This window comes from Bradyrhizobium vignae (assembly GCF_004114425.1).
GTDB lineage: Bacteria > Pseudomonadota > Alphaproteobacteria > Rhizobiales > Xanthobacteraceae > Bradyrhizobium > Bradyrhizobium vignae.
The window spans coordinates 112,298-133,151 of record NZ_RDQF01000013.1; the positions used below are offsets into that span (position 1 = coordinate 112,298).

The following is a 20,854-nucleotide window of genomic DNA, read 5'->3' on the forward strand; positions in this document are numbered from 1 at the left end:
CAGGTTGTCAGATTGCGGAAAGCGCCTTGTCCAGATCACGCACGATGTCGTTGACATCTTCGATGCCGACGCAAAGCCGGATCGAGCCGCCAAATATGCCGGCGGCTTCGCGCTTTTCCCGCGGGACGGTGGTGTGGGTCGTCGAGACAGGATGGGTCACGAGCGTGCGGGCATCGCCGACATTCGAAACGTGATACATCAAGTCGACGTTCTGGATGAACTTGCGCCCGGCTTGTTCGTCCTCCACTTCGAACATGACCATCGCCCCGTGCCCGTATGCAGCATTGAGTGTCTGTTCGACGGTTTCCCGATCCGCGCCTTCAAAGAGCCCCGGGTAGAAGACACGGCGCACTTTAGGATGCTCCTTGAGAACGTCGGCTACGATCCTGGCATTCGCGCAGTGCTGCTTCATGCGAAGTGGCAGCGTTTCAAGCCCCTGGATCAGTTGAAAGCTCGCAAACGGGGCGATCGCCGCGCCGGTATCGCGCAACCAGGTCATGCGAGCCTTGAGGAGGAACTCGCTCTTTCCAAGATCGTCGACATCGCCCACCGCGTTATGCCAAACAATTCCGCCATGCGCATCGTCGGGACGATTGAACAAGGGAAAGCGAGAGGCTCCTCGGTAGCTAAACTCGCCGTTGTCAACGATCAGTCCGCCGAGCGTCGTACCGTGGCCGCATATATACTTCGTTGCGGAGTACGTCGTAATCGCCGCGCCAAGATCTGAGGGCCGGCATACCAGTGGCGTTGTCGTATTGTCCACGACCAAAGGCACGCCGTACTTTCGGCCGATCTCGGCCAGCTGTTTGACGGGGAGCGGAACCAGACAAGGATTCGAAATCACCTCTCCGAACAGACATATCGTGCGATCATCAATGGCACGCTCAAAGGTCTCGGGTTTTCGAGGATCTGCCGTCCTCACGCTGATCCCAAGGCGCTTTAATGTGTTGTGGAGCAGGTTCCAGGTATTGCCATATAGATACGGAGAAGCGACGACATTGTCCCCCACTTCGCCACTTGATAGGTTGACGATAGCAAGGAACGTCGCCGCTTGACCTGACGCAACTGCGAGCGAGTCGCTTCCCATATCAACGGCGGCGTAGCGCCTTTCCAGCGCGCGGGTCGTCGGATTGATGATCCTTGTGTAGGTGAACCCATCGGCCTTGACGTTGTAGACGTCGGCAATGTGGTTTAGATCGCCATCGAGTTCATAAGCTGTATTCTGGTAAATCGGCACTGCGACGGCTTTCGTCGCTACGTCACGTCGATAGCCCGCATGCAGAACAGCAGTCTCAGCCGAAAACGGCAGCTGCATTTCTTTAGCCGTTCGAGCCGGCATCTTTACGCGAGCCGCGCACGTCTCTTTCGCCGACATCGGGGCCGCTGACCACATCTGACCGGACCGGAAATATGTACGAAAGGCGCACCCCAGCTGCTCGATCCAGCTGGATTGGATTTCTCCAATGCAACCGATGCGGAAACTCCGCGTCGGAAGATGCAGCTTCGAGTAGACGTAAAGGTTGTGAGCCGCCAAGTGGCGGTACAGCCCATCAAATCCTGCTTGGTCCACGATTCCGGACGGCGCACTGAACGCGACGCAGACCGGCGACAGCAACTCCGTGGACAGCAGCGGCGACACTACTCCTTCGAGTTCTTTGACGAGATCGTCCCTGATCTTCTCATACCTGCGGCGCCTGGCATCAATTCCCTCCTCGTGCAGAATCTCCAATGCCTTTGTCGTTGCCTGAACGATGTGGGTTGGTGGGGTCGACCGCCACTCACCGGTGCGCTCGAGCGAGAGCCATTGATCTCTCACGTCGAGCACAAACGACCTACGTTCTTGAACCGCATTCTCCAGCAGCTCGCGAGACGCGATGACAAACGCTACTCCCGGCGGCCCTTCTATGCACTTGTTGCTGGAGGTGACCAGGACGTCAGCTCCACGCTGGCGCAGATCGATATTAAGGGCGCCAAAAGAACTCATCGCGTCGACGATGGTCTTTACGCCACGTCGCCTCGCCTCCTCCACGATCGCGTCCAGCGGATTGACGATTCCGGTTGTCGTCTCGCAATGCACGAAACATAGGTGCGTAACGCCAGGATTTCGGCTCAGATACTCGCCAATTTCCTGAGGATCCAAAGGATCGGTCGCTCGCTTGACGAGCTTCAGCGCTTCGACGCCCCACAGCCTCAAGATTCGCAAAATGCGCTCGCCATAGATGCCGTTTATGCAAACGAGCGGCCTGTCGGCTTGGGACACAAATGAAGAGAGAGCGGCTTCCATTGCAAAAGAGCCGCCTCCCTGAATAGGCACCACCGAATAGTCCTCAGAATTTCCCAGCAAGTTGAGCATCAGCCGCCTCATGCAGGCAGTCACTTCTTTGAACTCGCAATCGCGCGATGCGAGATCAAGCTGCATCTGGCTTCTGACCGCCAGCGATAACGACAATGGACCAGGCGTCAGCAAAGAGCGCTGTCTCGTCAAACCATTCCTCCTCAGGTTGTAGTGGTCAATTGATCTGGAGCCACCAGGGAGCCCCTGTGGCGAGCATCGACTTTCTCGGTCAACAGCTTCGGGGCAGGCGCCATACGCGGGCGCGTTTCGCCTCGGCGTCCGAAAACCCTGCCGGATGCCAACCTCCGTATCTCATGGCAGATACGGAGCGAGCGCTCCTAAAGCTCATCACTGTTGCCATTCACGCCTCCCAGAAATTGGCTTTGCGACCGCCCCCTCGAACGCAACTGGCACCCACGCGCGCTCTCATCCAGCCACGGATGTGCCGGGTTGAGCGCGCTCGCCTTTTGCGTCGCGAAGCGGCAGGCCGATCGACCGATTTGCGGTGAACCTGCGCTATGCAGGCAAACTTGACCTTACGGAACGATGCAGTCGGATGTCATCGCGCCTGGGAGGCAGATCAAGGCATGGCACACACGGTGATCGTCGTTGGCAGCGGGAGTTTGATGCGTGGGCTTGAGGCTTGATGCATTCGCACTCCGTCACTCATTGGAGGGTTTCGGACGCTGATGACTGTCACGTCCATTTCGAGATCGTACAACTTGACGTTAGGGGCGTTTCAACCCTCTCGCGGGATTTTCTGGCGTGAATTTTTCCTGACGTACTCCCATGTGGCGGCGACAAGCCGACGTAGGCAGCAGAGTGCGGAGATTCACAGCGAGCTAGAGTGAGAGTTCGACATCAGGACCGTCGGCAATTCCGCCTGCAAGCGGGATACCTGCAGGTAAGTGATGGCCCAATCTTCCGTTCACGTACGATCCTCGCCATACCCCCAGATGGAGGTACCGAGCTTCTCCGCCGTTCAGGCGAGATCCTCCTGGATGCTGGTGCCTGGAAAGTGTACGCGCTCGTCGCACATGACTGCTGGTATCAGTCGTTGCGCTTCAATGGAGCGGCCTTCGCAGGCTGTGGTCGAGTCCCACTTGAAAGACAATTGGGGGGCCTTGGATCGCTGGCCTTTTTAGCAACGATCGTTCGACATCTTTCGGCGAGTCGCCGTGAAGCAGAACATGTCATCATGCTTAGGACTACGTCGAGCCGACTGCAGGTGATGGCACGTGTCCCTCTCTGCGAGCAATCGCTAGGCTGGCAGCATCTCTCGGTTCTGCACGCCGCTTCGCGGCGAGAACGTCTCACGGAGCAATCATGGGCATTGTGAGGGTGCCGTGGTTGAAGGTTGGTCAACACGTGAGGCCCAAGGTGAGCCGGAGTTCCATCCCGTTGCGGCACTCAATGAGCGCAAGTACCTTGGTCGCGAGGCGATCTGGTTGGACGGATCGCACCTCCGAGCCATCCTGCTCGCGTTGACTCCTCTGCAGCGCCTGCTCGTTGATAGCGAACTCGCGTTCGACGCGATCTACCGCGCGGTCGAGCAGGTTGACGGTGGACCAGAGCGGATCATCAAGACATCGTCCTTGTCGCTTGCCATCGATGAACTCCCTTGCCTTTTCGGCCGCGCCCATCGCCGGCTTCATGGCAGGATGGCTAAGGATCGCGGCTCCTTTGTCCTGCGATGCGAAGGCGAGGCGCGTACGCGGGCCGCATCGGTCGACGAGCGGCGGGCTAAAAGGGAAGCAAGCTTCCCGAAAGCTGTCAGGGTCGCGACAGGAGGGAGTCGGGGGCGACTGCTAAGTTCGGATTGGTCAATATACTGAAGCAAGCGCCCGCTCGCTGGATGCGGCCAGGCTCGGAAAACCGAGGCCCCAACCTCATACTGCTGCGCGAAAGATCGAAGCCGGCCGACACTGCCTGGCTTGCTTAATGGGAGCCCGGCGTCGCTGGCCGCACGCGTAGCAAGAAGTAGCGAAACTCAACTTACTGGGAGTCGGACTTCCTCTCTGGCCTTTGTTATCATCGTAGATACTCATCTGGAGCATGGAAGGCGCTTCTTGATCTCCTCCGCTCCCGCCCATGCTCAATCTCTGCTCGCGTACTCGGTCTCGAATTGTCCATCACTTCGAGCACGTAACCGGAAGCGGGCACTCGAGGAGTGGGTGCGACAATTTTGTTCCTTTAGAGCGAAAAGTCCGATCGCAGGCCCGCCCGAGCCGAATCGCCTTTGGCCGGTCCAGCAGGATATTCGATGGTGCGATGCGAGGGACATCTAACCATCAAGAATTGAGCGCGCCATCAAGACATCCACTACCGCTTCCGCTGAATGCTCTGGGGTCTGCTCCATGGTCCTCAGATGAATCTCCGGTGCTGTTGGTGCTTCGTAGCACGAATCCATCCCGGTGAAGTTCTTGATCTGGCCGGATTTCACTTTTGAATACAGGCCTTTTGGGTCTCGCCGAGCGCATTCCTCGATCGGCGTATCGACAAAGACTTCTATGAACTCTTCCTTGCCAACCAGGCCGCGCACCCTGTCCCGTTCGTCCCTAGAGGGCGAGATGAAGGAGCAGATCACGATCAAGCCGCTGTCCGCCATCAACTTGGCAACTTCACCGACGCGCCGAATGTTCTCCACGCGGTCCGCCTCCGAGAAGCCGAGGTCCGCGTTTAATCCGTGCCGGAGGTTGTCGCCATCCAGCAGCATAGTATGCCGCGACATGCCACACAGCTTTTGATCAACCAGGTTGGCAATCGTCGTCTTTCCCGCGCCAGACAGGCCAGTGAACCAGATGACGCAAGGCTTCTGATTCTTGAGCGCGGCGCGCTCCCTCCTGTCCACGGATAGCGCTTGCCTAGCATTTTTGTTGTCCCGCCGTAGCGGAAAGGCGATCATGCCGGCCCCGACCGTACGATTCGTGTAACGATCGATGAAGATAAACGATCCGGTCTTTCGATTGAGGTCGTAAGGATCGAATACTGCGGGCATTGCGGTCGCAACATCGCAGAAGGCGATCTCGTTGAGGGAAAGCATCGCGGCGGCCAGATGCTCACAAGTGTTGACGTCGATCCGATGCCTAATTGCGGTAATGCTGCCGGTAATCGTCTGCGATCCAATCCGCAGGACGTAATTGCGTCCGGGAGCGAGCGGCTCCTTGTCCATCCAGATCACATAAGCGGCGAACCGGTCGGCGACCTTCGGTCGGTCGTCCGGCCGCGACAGAATGTCGCCACGGCCGATATCGATTTCATCTTCCAGTGTAATGGTAACCGCATCGCCGGCTTCGGCGCCGACAAGGTCGCCATCGTGGGTCACGATCCGCTTGATGCGCGTGGTCCGTCCCGACGCGGCGACAACGATCTCGTCTCCTGCCGAGATCCTCCCGGAAGCCACCGTCCCGGCATAGCCCCGAAAATCCGGATTTGGGCGGTTCACCCATTGGACCGGAAAGCGGAAAGCCTGGCCTGCGGTGCCGGACGGGATGTCAATGCTCTCCAAATGCTCGAGCAGGCAGGGACCATCGTACCAGGTGGCATGAGCGGAACGATCCACAACGTTGTCGCCGTAGCGGGCCGAGATCGGGATCGGAACGATCGAGGTGAAGCCGAGACCGGCGGCAAAGGCCAGATAGCCACGGGCGATCCGATCGAAGCACTCTTTGTTGTATGCGACAAGATCGATCTTGTTCACTGCCAGGACGACATGACGAATACCGAGCAGCGAACAAATAAAGGAGTGGCGGCGGGTCTGAACCATCACGCCTTTGCGGGCATCGATCAGGATGATGGCGAGCTGGGCATGCGAGGCGCCGGTAGCCATATTGCGGGTATACTGCTCGTGGCCGGGAGTGTCGGCCACCATGAAGGAGCGCCGCGGCGTCGTGAAGAAGCGGTAGGCGACGTCGATCGTGATGCCCTGCTCCCGTTCGGCCTCAAGCCCGTCCACGAGCAACGCGAAATCGATGTCATTTCCGGCGCTACCGTGCTTGATGCTATCGCGTTCCAGCACCGTGAGCTGATCGTGGTAGATCATCTTGCTGTCGTGCAGTAACCGGCCGATCAGCGTCGATTTGCCGTCGTCCACCGAGCCACACGTGATGAATCGCAGCTGATCCTTTGTCCTGGCGGGGACCGCTTCCGTTGCCGGCTTTACAAACATCAAAAGTAGCCTTCCCTCTTCTTCTTCTCCATTGAAGCAGCTTCATCGACATCAATTAGGCGTCCCTGGCGCTCCGACAAAGTCGCAGTCTGCATTTCTGCGACGATGTCTTCAATCGCCATCGCATCGGATTCAATAGCCCCACTCAAAGGATAACATCCAAGCGTGCGAAAGCGGATCATCCGCATTTCCGGCGTCTCGCCGCAGTTAAGCGGCAATCGCTTGTCGTCAACCATGATCATCGCACCATTTCGACGCACTGTGGGTCTTTGTTTTGCGAAGTAGAGCGGAACGACCGGAATCTTCTCGAGCATGATGTATTCCCAGACATCGAGCTCCGTCCAGTTTGACATCGCAAACACGCGCATGGTTTCACCCTGGCGTATCCGTGTGTTGAACAGGCTCCAAAGCTCCGGCCGCTGGTTACGGGGGTCCCATACGTGGCCCGCCGAACGGAAGGAGAGTATCCGTTCTTTTGCGCGACTCTTTTCCTCATCGCGCCGGGCGCCGCCAAAGGCGGCATCAAATCCGTGGAGGTCGAGGGCCTGCTTCAGCGCGTCTGTTTTCATCACCTGGGTATGGAGCGCGGAGCCGGAATCGATCGGATTGATCCCGCGCGCGATGCCCTCCTTGTTGATATGGACAATCAAGTCGAGGCCGAGCCGCTTGGCTGTCGCGTCTCGAAAGCTGATCATCTCACGGAACTTCCAGGTCGTGTCGACGTGAAGCAGGGGGAAAGGCAATTTTGCCGGATAGAACGCCTTGATCGCAATGTGCAGCATTACGCTTGAGTCTTTTCCGATCGAGTAAAGCATGACGGGCCTTTCGAACTCGGCGACCACATCACGCATGATTTCAATCGATTCAGCTTCGAGACGGCGCAGATGTTTCGGCAGCATATATCTTCTTTTCGATGCAGGATCGCTGTTCTTCGCCGTTCTGTGGCTCCAGCCCAGAGTGGGAAATATCCGCGGCGGAAACGGCCGGCCAAGCGGCAGGCTCGTCCATGAGGTCAAGCTCCATTGGACAGCAGACTTGCAGACGCGGCAGCACATCGTATTCCTCCGCTGGTGCTGCCGGCGCCGGCCTCACACCTGATCGGGAGATCAGCTCGTGCGGGTTAAGGATCTTGCCTAAATCAACCAGCGTGTTTTGATCGCAAGCATTCAGACCGCCCTAGGAATTATTGAGGATCTGCTCAAGCCGCGCGACCTCACCTCGCAACATCTCGATAGCCGCGTCGCGGTTCTCCGAAACGTTCCAAGCAGTGTGGACCGGCTCTTCAGCGTGAGAGGGGTCGGATAATGCTCCGGCCTTGGTACTTCGCAAATCCCACCATGTTCGGAATATCCGACGATAAAGTTCGGTTACCTCACCTCCCCTATCCAGCACTCCGGCTTTCTGTGCACGCAGCAGTTCCTGCTCATATCCGAGTTCTAGCAAAAGCTCAGCGCCGACCAAATCAGTCACGGTTTGCATCTCTTCGACGCTCAATTGAGATTGCCATGATTTGACAGAGCTTTCGTCAACGACGTTTCGTTCCAGGATTTTTCGATCCCCAAAGCTGCTGGATCGAAGATAATCTGCGTGTCTCATCCCAGCCGATGCGACGGCCGCTGGGTCACAGCCGAGCCCCTTCAACAGACGCCGGATTTCCTCGTCCTGATGCGCCACGAGCAGTTCGTATTGCACGACCTGTGTCTGCGGGCGAGAGCGGTGCGCGGCGAGCTTGGGAAGGCCCAGAACCAAATCGGCGAGTGAAGTTATGATGACGTCGGGCAGACGGAGCATGAGATCGGCGAGACTGGATACGCTAACCGAATGCGGGCTTTCTGTCCGCAGTGGGATGCCCCACGTCGATTTCAGTGAAGCGGCGATGGCATAGGGATTGCGCATCAGAAGGATGTGTGGTGCTTCTGGATAGACAGATTCAAGAAACTCAAGCACGGTCCAATACCGTGGTGTCTTGTCTATGATGATGCGCTTGCCCGCGTCCGCCAGATACTGATCATATGCTGCATCGGCATAAGCGCGGCTGGCGATCGTGCGATCTATCCGCCCCAGGAACTCCGAGGTCGCGGCCTTGATCAGTGAGCTGCCCGCCGGATGGCGCTGGTCCACCCTGCCAAATGCTTCAAGCGCCAGCATCAACCAGGGTTCAGGCGGAGCCACAATGTCTGGATGGTGCTGGAGCAAATGCGCCAGGAGTGTCGTCCCGGATCGTGGAAGACCAAGAAGAAAGCACACCGCAGGCGAACGGCCAAAACGTCCGCTCATCGTTCAGACCCTCGTGCCTGAAAAGCAAACCCTGCCGGCGCTCGCTCGATTGAGCGAAACAAAGCCAGCCGCGGGATCACATGGGCAGCCGCTTCCGTGCAAAGCATCAAAACGAGACAAGAGTTTTGTCCAGCACTCATGAGTTTAGATCCGTTCAGTTCGATCGATCGGCGGGATCACCGAAAGATAACTGCAATCGCCCCTCGATTGCTCGACAGTTAAAACGACGTCAAGCGGCAGCTCAATTACACGAAGATCGATTGCGGATAGGGGAAGGTTGGAAAGAACTATACGGACGTTTGCCGAAGACCGCCCGCGGTACAGGAAGGCTATTACGTGTAGTCATAAGTTGCCCGTTGCTGGGGCATTGAAGCCGTAATGCGACATGCACCTCACTGATATTCGGCATACAAGAGCGGACAGCTCGGCGAGCGCGGCAAAGAAGCAGCCCACATCGCGGACATCTCACTTGGCGACGCGCAGCTATCTTGTCAGCGCGTATCGATCCTAACGACTTTGCCGTGCATACTGCCGTTGGTCCAAGACACTGAGCCATAGCTCCGGCCAGCCTGTTGAAGCCCATCCGTCCGAACTATACCAACTGTTTGATTTACCTGCTCTTGCAGCACTGCCGCCCCCCCTAATCGGCGCTAAGGACGGTTGTAAAGGACGGAACCTGGCTTAAGATGCCTGATCCAGCAAGCGCGCTTGGCCGCATCTATACTGACGGAAACGAGATTGTCCGGCCGATCACGTGGGAGAGCAGATCAATCCATGCTTGTCTCGAAGAACTTGCCAGATTTCCTGCCATTGTGCTGGGCATCACTGGGCCACGGTGGACGATCCTGATGGCGGTGACCTATTTGGGCAGAGAAAAAAGGGTTGTACCGGTCAATCTGGTGTCACGATTGATGCACGTCGACCCTTCCTTCGTGACGACCTACTCAACGTTGCTAGAGAACAACGGTTGCTGCGGCATAAGTCCTCCGCAAACGATGACCGGATCCTGCAGATGTCGCTGACGGCCAAAACGCGCAAGCATCTCGCGACTTTGGCACCACGACAGGCAGCGCAGAATGAGCTCACTTTTGATGAAAGCGGCATTGACCGATCAAGCAAGTTCATTGCCAAGGCTGCTACAGTGAGGTATCGCCTGGAATGGGCCCGCTCTGGTATTCAGAAGACCAAACGCAACTGTCAGAAATGGAGCTCGCTAATCATGAGTCTCCCATTCTTCGAATACGTCTTAAAGCAGCGCGGTCGAAGGTGGTTGTGGTCCGTTCACGACGCTGAGGGCGCGCAGGTGATGATGGGTTCAGGACGTAACCGCCCCGCCGCCATCTATCAAGCTAACAGAGCGCTTTTTCAATTGCTCTTGAGCGCGCCATATCGCCCAGGAGCTCGACCTAGCCGATCGGCTCGGCGAGGCCGGCTTACACCCAAACTTTAGCTGGCATGAGCTTCGAGGATGTCCCCATTCGCGAGTTTGTTTCCATTTGGCTAAAGCGGTCAGCCGATGTGTTCGGCCCAGCGCCCGAAGCTGAAGCGCGAACGAAGACTAGATTCGCCCCGGAGGAATTTCGTCTGCAGCTTCTCAAAGTAAGGCCCCTAGTACTGGGCGGTTGGCGCCATCGCATGTGCTCCCGGACCGCGGCTTTATCTTCAAGACCGGTCTGTGGCCATGACTATGTCTTTCACTTGCAATCACACATTGAAAGCGGCCGTCGAAACCACCTTCCAAAAAACTTGATCGAAGATAAGGAGACGATGGAGCCCCGTTCCGCGACATTGAAGAGTATCCGGCACGTGCGTGAAAAACTCTCTCAGCACAGACGGCAAAGCTAAAGCTATGTGCAACAAAGTTGCTATGGCCAAAGAGGGCGGCCCGCGAGCCGCCCTACCGTACCATTAGCCAGCGTTGCTGAAATTAACGCTGATGTCCGAGTCCGATTCCGAGATTTAAGGCTTTCTGGCGTAGCGCGCCGACGCTGCGTTTGGTCATCTTTGCTATTTTTATGACCGGGGTCCGAGCCTTCGAATGGACTTTGAGCTCTTTGATATCAGCCTTCGTCCACTCGCGCCGCTTAACGCGTTTCTTGGTTGCTTTTTTCACGATGAATGCTCCTTCTGAGAGGAGTGCTTGTAGCATAGTTTTTTCGTAGCGACGACCGCAAAAAAACGAACAGTCATCGGAACTCGCGCCAATTATTAGCTCGCTCATGTTTTTGGAAGAGAAGGTGTCTGGACTGCTGCAGCTGTTGAATTCTTAACTTCGTACAGACGCTGTGTTGAGAGGCTTCGTTATTGAATGCAGCCGCATTGGCGATTTACCCCGCTCTCGCTAACTAAGTGCCAGAGCTCCTTCGGAGCGTGCGCGAACACAAAAATCGGTCTCGCCTTCGTGTCCGTCGCCCGGGCGCGGCTCAACGTGTCCAAGTGCATGAAGACATCAGGTCCTCCACACTCAGGTCGGAGGAAGCCATATCATCCCCGGGTCCCGTTGAATCGCTTCACAGTACTGCTAGACACTGCATTATCCCCAAACTGAACTTGCGCGATCTAATCAGGGCACGTGGCTATCAGCAAGGGATTGAGCGGCAAGCCGTCACGCCGATAACCTTTGCGCCGGCTTAATCGCTTGCCAAGGAACGCTTTCTGCGCGCGCTCGCTCGCAGGCGCGAAGACACCATGAGTGGCTACTCATTCTCGGGCTCTTGCGCGATCTCCCGTTCAACCTTCCCCTGCCTAGCACCCAGATCCAGCAGTTCGAGCCTCTCAAGAGCTTTCCTTCCCGCGTCGGTAATAATCCAGCACCCGACCTCTCGCTCGATCAGCCTTTGGCCGAAAATATCGAGCTGCGGCGCGCGGCTCGCGATGCGCTTCATACGCACCGGCCACTCTGGGCCGCTGCTGTAATAGATGGCCAAATGCTGCTTAACGACTTCGATGCTCGCCCGTCCGTGCGGCTGGCCGGCAAGTCTCTTCAGTATGGACAGCTGAACAGTCACGCGCGCACGCCATCGATTTGAGCAAAAGCCTCATAATACTCATCCTGAGGGAAGCCGTGGCGCGTGCGCCGCTTGTCAAAAGAAACCCTTGCGCCATCAGCCTAATGAAGCAGGATACCGACTGCCGTCGATGACAGCCTGGATTGCTTCCTCGCCAGCGCAAAATTGCTTCGCCGTAAGCAAGGTTCTCAACGGCATCATCCTGCCCACAGTGTTTTGAAGCATGGGCCAGCGGAGATAGAGCTAAGCGTGTGATGAGGTCTCGACTGACGTCTTCGATCGATTTGATATCAAACTACGTCGGTGGTACCCACGCTGTTCCACATCTTGCCGAATGACATCGCTCACTGAACGCACCGCCCGCTTCTTTCGCTTCCAACTGCCGTCCAACCCCGCCGGGATCGCAAAGCCTCGCGGAACGACCAAAAGATCGCGTCTCCCGTTCAAATAAATATCGAACATGTCGTCCCCCGTTTGACACGAGGGTAGATCGCCGGTCTATACATTTGGTGACATCGAAGCAACAGTTGCGCTCAAAGACTCTACGCGAGTTTTCGCCAGATTTCGCCCGTACTTGAGCATGCCTTGGGCCAATCCCGCTTCTCCTTCACGTGCTCCGCATCGGCGAGGGTACCGGAGCCTTCGCACGCCTTATTATCGCTAACAGATGCTCTTATCGAGGCGGCGTTCTCGATATGGTGATAAGCCTTGCAGGCAACCGCGGAATCGATAACGGGGGGCAGGAGAGCGTCTTTGCGCCACGGCTCGAAAGGCAGATGAAGACAGATTGCGGTCATGGGCCATCACATCGATGTCCTGCGCGATCAAGTAAGCTGGTAAGAATGTGCGGGACAGGCTCGCGCGCAACCGGCTGAGCGGATGCCTTACCCGTCAAGAGCATCGATGTGCGCAGATTTGCCAACGATGCATACTCGTTCAAACAACTGCCGGAGGCAGATTGGTTGTTGACACATGCAAACAAGACCGATTTGTGCGCGCAGATCCTTCGATCCGGATCCCTGCCGGCACGACGCTTGGAGGAGCGCTGCAGATCCACTTGAAAGCCAGGCGGCAAATCCTCCAGCAGGTCCGCTTAGGTGTCGTGAGACAACGGCCGCGCGCCGATTTGACGCGGTACGCCACTTGTTCTCGAATCGACGATCGACGCGAGCCTGTCGGGGATCACGCTTAGATTGCAGATTGCCCCACAATTCATTTCGCGGAGTTCCCGCGCCAAAGTCAAGCTAACCAGCCCATGCCGGCGGCAATGCAGGCGGGGTTCGAAGCTCTATCACATCGGCGAAGACTGTCCAATCGTGGACACTCTTTTGCTTGCAGAAATTGGCCTCAGCCTGCTGTGCAGCAGCGCTCAGCGAGGCAGCATCGACCTTGAACGCTGCCTGACAGGCACGATGTTCGTGGCCGGTATCGTCACAAACGGTTTTAATGAACCGAACATTAAATGAAGGCATGACACCTCTTGTCTTGGGTTTGCTGATCCACCATTCTGCCACTCGCACCACAAGAGTATTTGATCTGCCTCAAGCAGCATCCCAAGGGTTGTCCGCCCCTCCATAATGTTTAGACTTTGGCAGCCCGAGCGCTCCCGTTGTCCCGCAGACTATGCGATCTCTATTGTCCAGCTTCGCGGATCGCACTCTGGTTTGAGCCGCGGGATAACGCCTTCTAGTCTGCTCATGCCGTCGACCGATAAAGTTGAATCGCCGATGACTCGAGGATTGTCTTGCACAAAGGATTGATTACCCCGTGCACCGCCACGCCAGAAATCCCGGCTATCGATCACGATCGATCCGATATGGGGCTCGCAGCGGCAGCGCGAGGGCGGCCATTCTCAATGCGCATCAGTTCTTTTTGACCTGTATCAATACCGCGGCGACTGCCTACTGATAGAAGTGCGCTTCTTGCTCAACGTCACACACATGGAGACAGAAAGACATGGTGCACCATCATCGTTTCATGTCCAGATATCGGCGCCGCAGTTTAAGGAGCGCTGCCGGATGCACCCAAGCGTGCCGATGACCTCCATACAACAACCTGCGTCGCGTGCGAAGGCATCCACTTCATCGACCCGCGGACGTGCGCTGATCGGCCTCGAGCGCAGCTAGGGCTCATCCGAATGGTGTCAAACGAGTTCTGGCTCTTTGGGTTCTCGGGAATGCCTGCCCGCTCACAACGGCGCGCCTGACGTCATTGCAACCGAACGCCCCACGCTGACGACGTGGGACAAAGAGATTTCCCACCAACGAAGGATGTTCGACATGACAGACTATGGGGACATTCGTCGCGCCGCGGGTCAGGCTCCCGGAGCGGCAGTCGAGTTAAACTTCTGCAGAACAGCAGTTAATACCAGCCACCGGCGCTTTGACCTGATCCCGATCGATTCGACTGAAGCCCGAGACTTGTTTCGCAGCGTTATCTCGGCGGGCGAGACGATCATGTCCCGGCAGGAAAGGTTCGACGGCGCCACGGCCGATAAAAGCCTGGCCGCCACCGGCGCAATCGAGACGGCGCCGCCTGGGCAATATTGTGCCGAGCCTGCTCGCGGCGGCCAAGCCATCATTGCGAAGTGTTCAGACGGTTGCCTGAATTTGTCAGCCAGCAGCGATGAACATCGTGAAAGATCTCCTGGCGACCTGACCTGGGAGCGGCTCGAAACGGTGCCGCCCTCAGATCGGGATCTGGAGATTGCCGTGATCGAGGGTAATACCATTCACCGGGTGGTCTTTCCTTGCCGTCGGGCCTTCGACGGCTGGATCAAGGCCAAGACAGGAGAACACGTAGCCGTGCAGCCGACGCACTGGCGCATATGGCCGAAATAGCCATCCCGCACAATGAACTGATGTGAGTTGAGGCGCCTTCAGCTCCGGTGGCCTCTCGTAGGAAACAATGTAGAATCGATCGAATAAGAGCGTCTGCCAGGAAATATGTCAGACCACGTCTGGTAAAGCTATGGCATTGCCGCGGCCGCCGCCGCGCTGGCTCTCGTGATCTGCCCGGCCTAACGTCGCTCCCCTGCTCTGCCTCATGATCGGCGTGGCCTTTAATCCCGCTGCCATGATTTATATCGCGGAATTCGCGAGCGCCATGATCGTGATTGAGGAGAAGAGGATCATTGTCTCGTTCAGCGACGAGCAGTGCGTTTGCTTGCTCTCCGGACGACGTGGTCGAATTGAATGTATCGAAGTTGACGCCGCAGCTCTACCGCGCCGAGCACGAGCGCTACATCGAGCGTTGTCTGGCCGAGGACGAGCGGCACATCATTGGCATCAGCCGCATCGTGGTCGGCCCCCGAGCGACGGCTCGATCTCCGTCGGTGAGGCCGAAGTGCGCGCCGAACGGTTCTTCACCGATTCCCTCCAAAATCTCGCCGAGAGCGGGCGCAGGAACGCCGGCTGGAAGAGCTGCAATCTGAACTCGTGCAGGTGTCGCGACCGGTCGCCATAGGTGAAAGGGCATCGTCCATCGCAAATGAGATCAGTGCATGCGGTACATAATGGCTCAGTTCGCGCAACGAGCCGGACGCCAACGGCAATGGTGATGCACTCGACGCGCCGCCAGCACGCTACGCGCGAAAGATATGATCAAGCGCCTGCGGGGTTCGTTTCCTGGGCGAGCACAGTGTGGGGAACCCGCTCACGCTCTCTTGAAGAGCTGTGGCTCCGGTCCTCGGCCGCAGGGCGAGGGGTACGCGTGATGACCCGCAGCGACCGCGACATCATTGTCGACGTCGCGCTAAACCTGACACGCTGTGGAATCGAGGTCATGGCTTCCTGTCCGCGCCGCGAAGTTGCCAAGGTCGACACGTATACCCTTGCCGATAAGAGCGCCGGCATCAAGCGCTGATATCGCCGACCAAGAGCCATGGCATGGGTGTGAGGCCATCGATCTGCCGGGCGATCATCGAGACAGACGGCAGCCATATCGTCGCGGAAGCGAGTCCGAGTGGCAGCACGATCCTTAGGTCGGCATTTGCGGAGCGTAGCGAAAGAGGCATGATTGGGCGGCGCATTCTTGTGATCGACGATGACGCCGCAATGCGCGACTCCCTCGCATTTCTTCTGGATGTTAACGGGTTCTACGTAGCAACCTATGAGACGGCGACCGCGTTTCTTAATGACGTTGCGGGGGGACCAGTGGATTGCATTGTGTCAGATATCCGTATGCCGGGTATGAGCGGTCTCGAACTGGTCAGCAAAGTGAAGGCCAATCGCGTCGACTGCCCGATCATCTTGATAACTGGTCATGCCGACGTATCGCTGGCCGTCGAAGCGATGAAAACGGGCGCGGTCGACTTTATCGAGAAACCGTTCGAAGAGGAGGTGCTGTTGCGTGCGATCAATAGCGCCTTGAAAGCGCGCCCAACGAAACCCGCCGGTGACGCAGCGAAACTGCAGGCGGAAGCCCGCCTCGCGGACCTCTCCTCCCGCGAACGTGACGTCCTCCAGGGACTGTTAGCCGGCAAGATCAACAAGGTGATCGCTCATGATCTCGGCATCAGTCCCCGGACAGTCGAGGTTTACCGTGCAAACCTCATGGCCAAGGCAAATGTCCGCAGCATCTCCGAGTTGATGCGGATCGCCATTACCGCGGGACTGTAGCAGCGGCGCAAATGGTGCGACGATTCATGCATTCAAGCTGCGCAGTCCAGACGACGAACGGAAGGTTTTCATGTGCAAGGCACCGGGCCGATCATGTTTTCGGTGGTGGCTATTGATGCAACACAAGCTGTTGGCTTGCTTGGACTCGCGACGCCAACTGAAGCAGATCAATTGCGTCGCCCGAATTTGTGCTCCGGTGAGCAGCCGGTCTGTCAGCCCGGAGGACGGTTAGTTCGGCAATATATTAGTCCATCCTCCAGCGGAGCTCGCGGCGCGGGCTGCCGTGAACGGCTCGATGTCGTACGCATTGGAAGCGGGTGCGCATGTTGACGCTGTGGCAATCGGTTACGAGAGGACCATCATTCGATCATTGCGCTTGGCTGGGCGACACTCACCTCGGCCTTCGAAATCAAAGATTGCGTGCGTTGCAGGTGCATAATCATCAAGCGCGGCGACCGCGTCGGCCGCCGTACATCGATCCGTTTGAGCAACCCAAGGGACTGCGCGGGCCCCAAGACACCCTCCTCATCGGACTTACGTGTAAATACTTAGGGGCTTCTACCTAGGGAAAACATCCAAATTTCCCAGTTCGTCAGGAACAGTCTATCTGCGTCCCATCGACGTTCGCAAGATAGGCTCCGCCATGCACGCCTAGGCCGCCAGTTTTACCGAGAGCAGCCGCCATCGTGGGCAACTTCAACGCTTCGGCGAAGTTGCTTTACGCCAGCTCAAATTTGAGCGCGCTACTTTTTCGCGTTGAACGGCGCGGACAAACGCGGCGCAGCGAAAGGCCCCGAATTCGGCTTAAGCGATCTTCCGAGCCGCAGAAACGCCGCCAGCCTACATTGTGTCCCCAGGAGCACCGCAATGATCATCGATCTTTTGCTTCGAGAGCATCGCAACATTGATCTGCTTCTGGTCGCTCTTGAACGCGAAGTGGAGATTTTTGAGAGAGGGATCCGTCCTGATTATGAAGTCATTCGCGCGATTATCAGCTATTTCGAGGTTTATCCTGAGGTGTATCATCATCCACAGGAAGATTTGATTTTTTCCAAACTCAAGGCTCGCGATCCGGATGCAGCTGCAATCATCGGCGATCTCGCGCTCGAACACCAGGAAGTCGTTGACCGTTTGCACCACTTCGCACGGGCTATTGAGGCCATCCTCGCGGATCGTGAACTTTTTCGGCAGGACGTCGGAAATATCATACGCGACTTTATAGTACGCGAGCGGCACCACATGATGTGGGAAGAACGAGATTTCTTTCCGACAGCTCTGAAGGCGCTCTCAGCTCAGGATTGGACCGAAATCGCGTCCGGACGCACCGATCATGGCGATCCGCTGTTCAGCGAGACAGCGGCAGCGACTTCCGATGCGCTAAGAGCGCATGTTCTGCAATTGGAGCAAGAAGCCGAGGCCGAACGGAGCTCGGTCGCGTTTGCATCCGCCAAGGCCGGCCCCCCGTGACACGGCGCCGAGACGAACGGGCTGTATTGATCGCTGCCGTTTCACAGCCGGATAGGGGGCCTCATGTTCATCCCGTCGAAATGAAAATGGGGGACTCGCGCGCGCGTAGGCTGCCGTACCGTCAAAATGGCTTCTGCGCAATATAATCGCTTGCTCGACCACCGGTGCAAACGGCGCATCCGAGCCTTCCTGAGCTCTCGTGACGGTTCATGCATTGGTTACGCTTGCGAGATCCTTGAAGCCGGGCTTCTCCTATCATCGCGCGATCGAGCATAAGGTTTCCAGGCAGGAAAGCGCGCCGAGTTTGCGGGTGGTGCCCTGCGGTGGCCGCCGGGGATCACCGTCGCTCGCTGATGTCATAGTCGTTCCCGACGTGCTCATGAGCGACAAACCTTGGTGTAGATTTATAAACCTCAGACTATACGGTGGCATACCACGGCATAGTTGAGCTAGGCTGAGCTTCTGCTTCAACTCGGCTGCGACGCGTCAGCGTCGCTCCTCCCAGACTTTCGCCCGGCCCGCCTAAGCGGGACCGGGCATTTTTTCTGTTGCCAAGGCTACCTCGCTTACCGAGCGCGCAAAATGACCACAAGCGGATCCACATGGTCCAGAAGAGCCCCAAGCCTGGATCAACGGCCTGGCGGATCGAATGATGCGCGTAGTTCGCGGGCCGCAGCGACCATGTTCGCCAGCGCTGGCCGAACCTCCTCCCATTTGCGTGTCTTCAGGCCGCAGTCCGGATTGATCCAGAGCTGTGAGTCGTGCAGCCGCGTCCGAGCCAACGCCATCAGCTCCTTCATTTCGCCCGTCTCGGGAACGCGTGGAGAGTGGATGTCGTACACGCCCGGCCCGATCTGATTTGGATATTCGTAGTTCCTAAACGCGTCGAGTAGTTCCATTTTCGATCGCGACGTTTCGATCGAGATGACATCCGCGTCCATTGCGGCGATTGCACCGATAATGTCGTTGAACTCCGAGTAGCACATATGCGTATGAATTTGCGTCTGATCAGCGACGCCCGATGAGCAGATGCGGAAGCAATCCACGGCCCAGTCAAGATAAGTCGCCCACTCCGATCGGCGCAATGGCAATCCTTCGCGAAGCGCTGCTTCGTCGATCTGGATCATGGTCGCTCCAGCATTCTCGAGATCGCGGACCTCGTCGCGAATCGCGAGCGCGATCTGGCGGCAGACCTCGCTTCTGGGAATATCATCGCGAACAAAGGACCAGTTCAAGATCGTCACGGGTCCGGTCAACATCGCCTTCATCGGCTTCCTCGTAAGCGATTGCGCGTAGCACCACCACTCTACGGTGATAGGTTTCGACCGGACTACATCGCCAAACAGGATCGGTGGCCTGACGCAGCGCGATCCGTAGGACTGCACCCATCCGTTCCTGGTAAATGCGAAGCCGGCGAGTTGCTCACCGAAGTACTGCACCATGTCATTGCGCTCGAACTCGCCGTGCACGAGGACGTCAAGACCGATGTCCTCCTGCCAATGTACAGCGCGCGCAGTCTCCTCCTTGAGGAATCTGTCGTATTGCTCGTCGCTCATCGTGCCTCGCGCATGCGCCGCACGGGCATTCCGGACTTCTGTGGTCTGCGGAAATGATCCGATCGTCGTGGTAGGAAAAGGCGGTAGTCCGAAACGATTGCTTTGGATCTCGGCACGGCGAGCAAATGGGCTCACGCGGCGACGCATGGTCTGATCGATCGCTTTCATCCGCACAGCGACATTGGCATCACGGATTTTGGGCGAAGTCCGGCGGACAGTCGCGGCACATTCCGACTCGGCAAGAGCTAGCGCGACATTCTGGTCGCCTGCGAGTGCCCGCGCCAGGATCGCAAGCTCTCGCATCTTCTGGACCGCAAAAGCAAGCCAGCTCTTGACGTCGGACGCGAGCCCGGTCTCGAGTCCAACATCGACCGGAACATGAAGCAGAGAGCAGGATGGGGCGATCTGTACACGATCTTTGCCGAGCTTCGCAATCACGGGTTCGAGCCGCTGGCGCAGCGAGGACAAATTCGACCGCCATACATTCCGGCCGTCGACGACGCCGAGCGACATGACGAGATCATTTCGGCCACCAGCGATGATCTGGTCCAACAACTGTGGCGCTCGAACCAGATCGAGATGCAGTCCGGCAACTGGCAGGCTCACGGCGGTGTGCAGATTATCGCCGAGGTCGCCGAAATAGCTGGCAACCATGATCTTGATGGCCGGCCCCTCCTTGGCCAGCCGGTCATAGGCATGGCGCAAAGATTTTCGCGCGCCCTCATCCAGATCAAGAACCAGGCAGGGCTCGTCGAACTGAACCCAATTAGCTCCACTTTGCGCCAACTCCCGCAGAACCTCGATGTAGACCGGTATCAGTTCATCCAGTAGTGAGAGTGGCTGGAACGCAGGATCGGGACTCTTTCCAAGCTTTAGGAATGTAACCGGCCCGATCAGGACAGGGCGGGTCTGAAAGCCCAGAGCCTTGGCTTCCTCATACTCCTCGATCGGCTTGCGAGAGCATAGCCTGAAAGTCTGTCCCGCGTGAAACTCGGGAACCATGTAGTGGTAGTTGGTGTCGAACCACTTTGTCATCTCCTGCGCCGGTGCGCCAACTCCGCACGGTTGATAACCGCAACTCGCATCCTGGCCGTCGACTTGTGAACCACGGGCCATGGCGAAGTACGTCTTGAGTGAAACGAATTCGGATTTCGAGGCGTAGATCTCCGGGATGGCGCCAACCATGACACTTGTGTCGAGCACCTGATCATAGAGGGAGAAATCGTTCGATGGAATAACCGTGACGCCGATAGATTTTTGACGAGCCCAGTTCGCGGCACGCAGGCCAGCTGCGTCCTCAAGCAACTGCTGTTCGCTGCTTTTTCCGGCCCAGTAGCTTTCTAGAGCGAGTTTGAGCTCGCGCCTTGGACCGATGCGTGGCGTTCCGAGCGTGGCAACCGGAAGGGAGAGAGGAGACATAGCGT

The 20,854-nt window shown here is 57.4% G+C and carries 12 protein-coding genes and 1 pseudogene; 5 read left to right on the plus strand and 8 right to left on the minus strand.

The features are described 5' to 3' along the window. Window positions 1-7 precede the first annotated feature (7 nt). The 7 genes and pseudogenes from EAV90_RS13950 to EAV90_RS13980 form a co-directional block, all read right to left on the minus strand. Entirely contained in the window at window positions 8-2,485 is a 2,478-nt protein-coding gene (locus EAV90_RS13950) for a 2-aminoethylphosphonate--pyruvate transaminase (protein ID WP_164936919.1), read from the minus strand. A gap of 1,238 nt (window positions 2,486-3,723) precedes the next feature. Then, a pseudogene (locus EAV90_RS13955) lies at window positions 3,724-3,921 on the minus strand (hypothetical protein); the annotation flags it as partial. Between the two features lie 698 nt (window positions 3,922-4,619). Beyond that, a complete protein-coding gene (cysN, locus tag EAV90_RS13960) occupies window positions 4,620-6,503 on the minus strand; it encodes a sulfate adenylyltransferase subunit CysN (protein WP_129143654.1) in 1,884 nt (627 codons plus the stop codon). Beyond that, window positions 6,503-7,459 (minus strand): sulfate adenylyltransferase subunit CysD, encoded by a 957-nt coding sequence (cysD, locus tag EAV90_RS13965; RefSeq protein ID WP_283810467.1) that lies wholly within the window; start codon window positions 7,457-7,459, stop codon window positions 6,503-6,505. Before cysD ends, cysN begins: the two co-directional genes overlap by 1 nt. Before the next feature lie 220 nt (window positions 7,460-7,679). Further along, the gene (gene noeE, locus EAV90_RS13970) at window positions 7,680-8,780 is read right to left on the minus strand and encodes a nodulation protein NoeE (RefSeq protein WP_129143656.1); all 1,101 of its coding nucleotides are present in this window, start codon (window positions 8,778-8,780) and stop codon (window positions 7,680-7,682) included. A 1,927-nt stretch (window positions 8,781-10,707) separates the two neighbouring features. Continuing rightward, window positions 10,708-10,893 (minus strand): hypothetical protein, encoded by a 186-nt coding sequence (locus tag EAV90_RS13975; protein WP_076829490.1) that lies wholly within the window; start codon window positions 10,891-10,893, stop codon window positions 10,708-10,710. A gap of 583 nt (window positions 10,894-11,476) precedes the next feature. Next, complete coding sequence (locus tag EAV90_RS13980; RefSeq protein WP_208738491.1) at window positions 11,477-11,788, minus strand: hypothetical protein; 312 nt, start codon at window positions 11,786-11,788, stop codon at window positions 11,477-11,479. 1,316 nt (window positions 11,789-13,104) lie between these two features. On the opposite strand from EAV90_RS13980, the gene EAV90_RS39470 reads away from it, so the two are divergent. The 5 genes from EAV90_RS39470 to EAV90_RS14005 all read left to right on the plus strand — a co-directional run bounded on the left by EAV90_RS39470 (window position 13,105) and on the right by EAV90_RS14005 (window position 17,874). After that, window positions 13,105-13,254 (plus strand): hypothetical protein, encoded by a 150-nt coding sequence (locus EAV90_RS39470; RefSeq protein WP_164936921.1) that lies wholly within the window; start codon window positions 13,105-13,107, stop codon window positions 13,252-13,254. Between the two features lie 813 nt (window positions 13,255-14,067). Next, window positions 14,068-14,628 (plus strand): hypothetical protein, encoded by a 561-nt coding sequence (locus tag EAV90_RS40520; RefSeq protein ID WP_245509506.1) that lies wholly within the window; start codon window positions 14,068-14,070, stop codon window positions 14,626-14,628. Between the two features lie 874 nt (window positions 14,629-15,502). Further along, window positions 15,503-15,652 carry a hypothetical protein gene (locus EAV90_RS39475; RefSeq protein ID WP_164936922.1) on the plus strand — a complete coding sequence of 50 codons (150 nt, stop codon included), beginning with the start codon at window positions 15,503-15,505 and terminating at the stop codon, window positions 15,650-15,652. A gap of 149 nt (window positions 15,653-15,801) precedes the next feature. Further along, the gene (fixJ, locus tag EAV90_RS14000; protein ID WP_129143686.1) at window positions 15,802-16,407 is read left to right on the plus strand and encodes a response regulator FixJ; all 606 of its coding nucleotides are present in this window, start codon (window positions 15,802-15,804) and stop codon (window positions 16,405-16,407) included. Between the two features lie 867 nt (window positions 16,408-17,274). Next, on the plus strand, window positions 17,275-17,874 hold the full coding sequence (locus EAV90_RS14005) for a hemerythrin domain-containing protein (protein ID WP_129143660.1): 600 nt from the start codon (window positions 17,275-17,277) through the stop codon (window positions 17,872-17,874). A 629-nt stretch (window positions 17,875-18,503) separates the two neighbouring features. On the opposite strand, the gene metE is transcribed toward EAV90_RS14005, so the two are convergent. After that, on the minus strand, window positions 18,504-20,849 hold the full coding sequence (gene metE, locus EAV90_RS14010) for a 5-methyltetrahydropteroyltriglutamate--homocysteine S-methyltransferase (protein ID WP_129143661.1): 2,346 nt from the start codon (window positions 20,847-20,849) through the stop codon (window positions 18,504-18,506). Window positions 20,850-20,854: the final 5 nt, after the last annotated feature.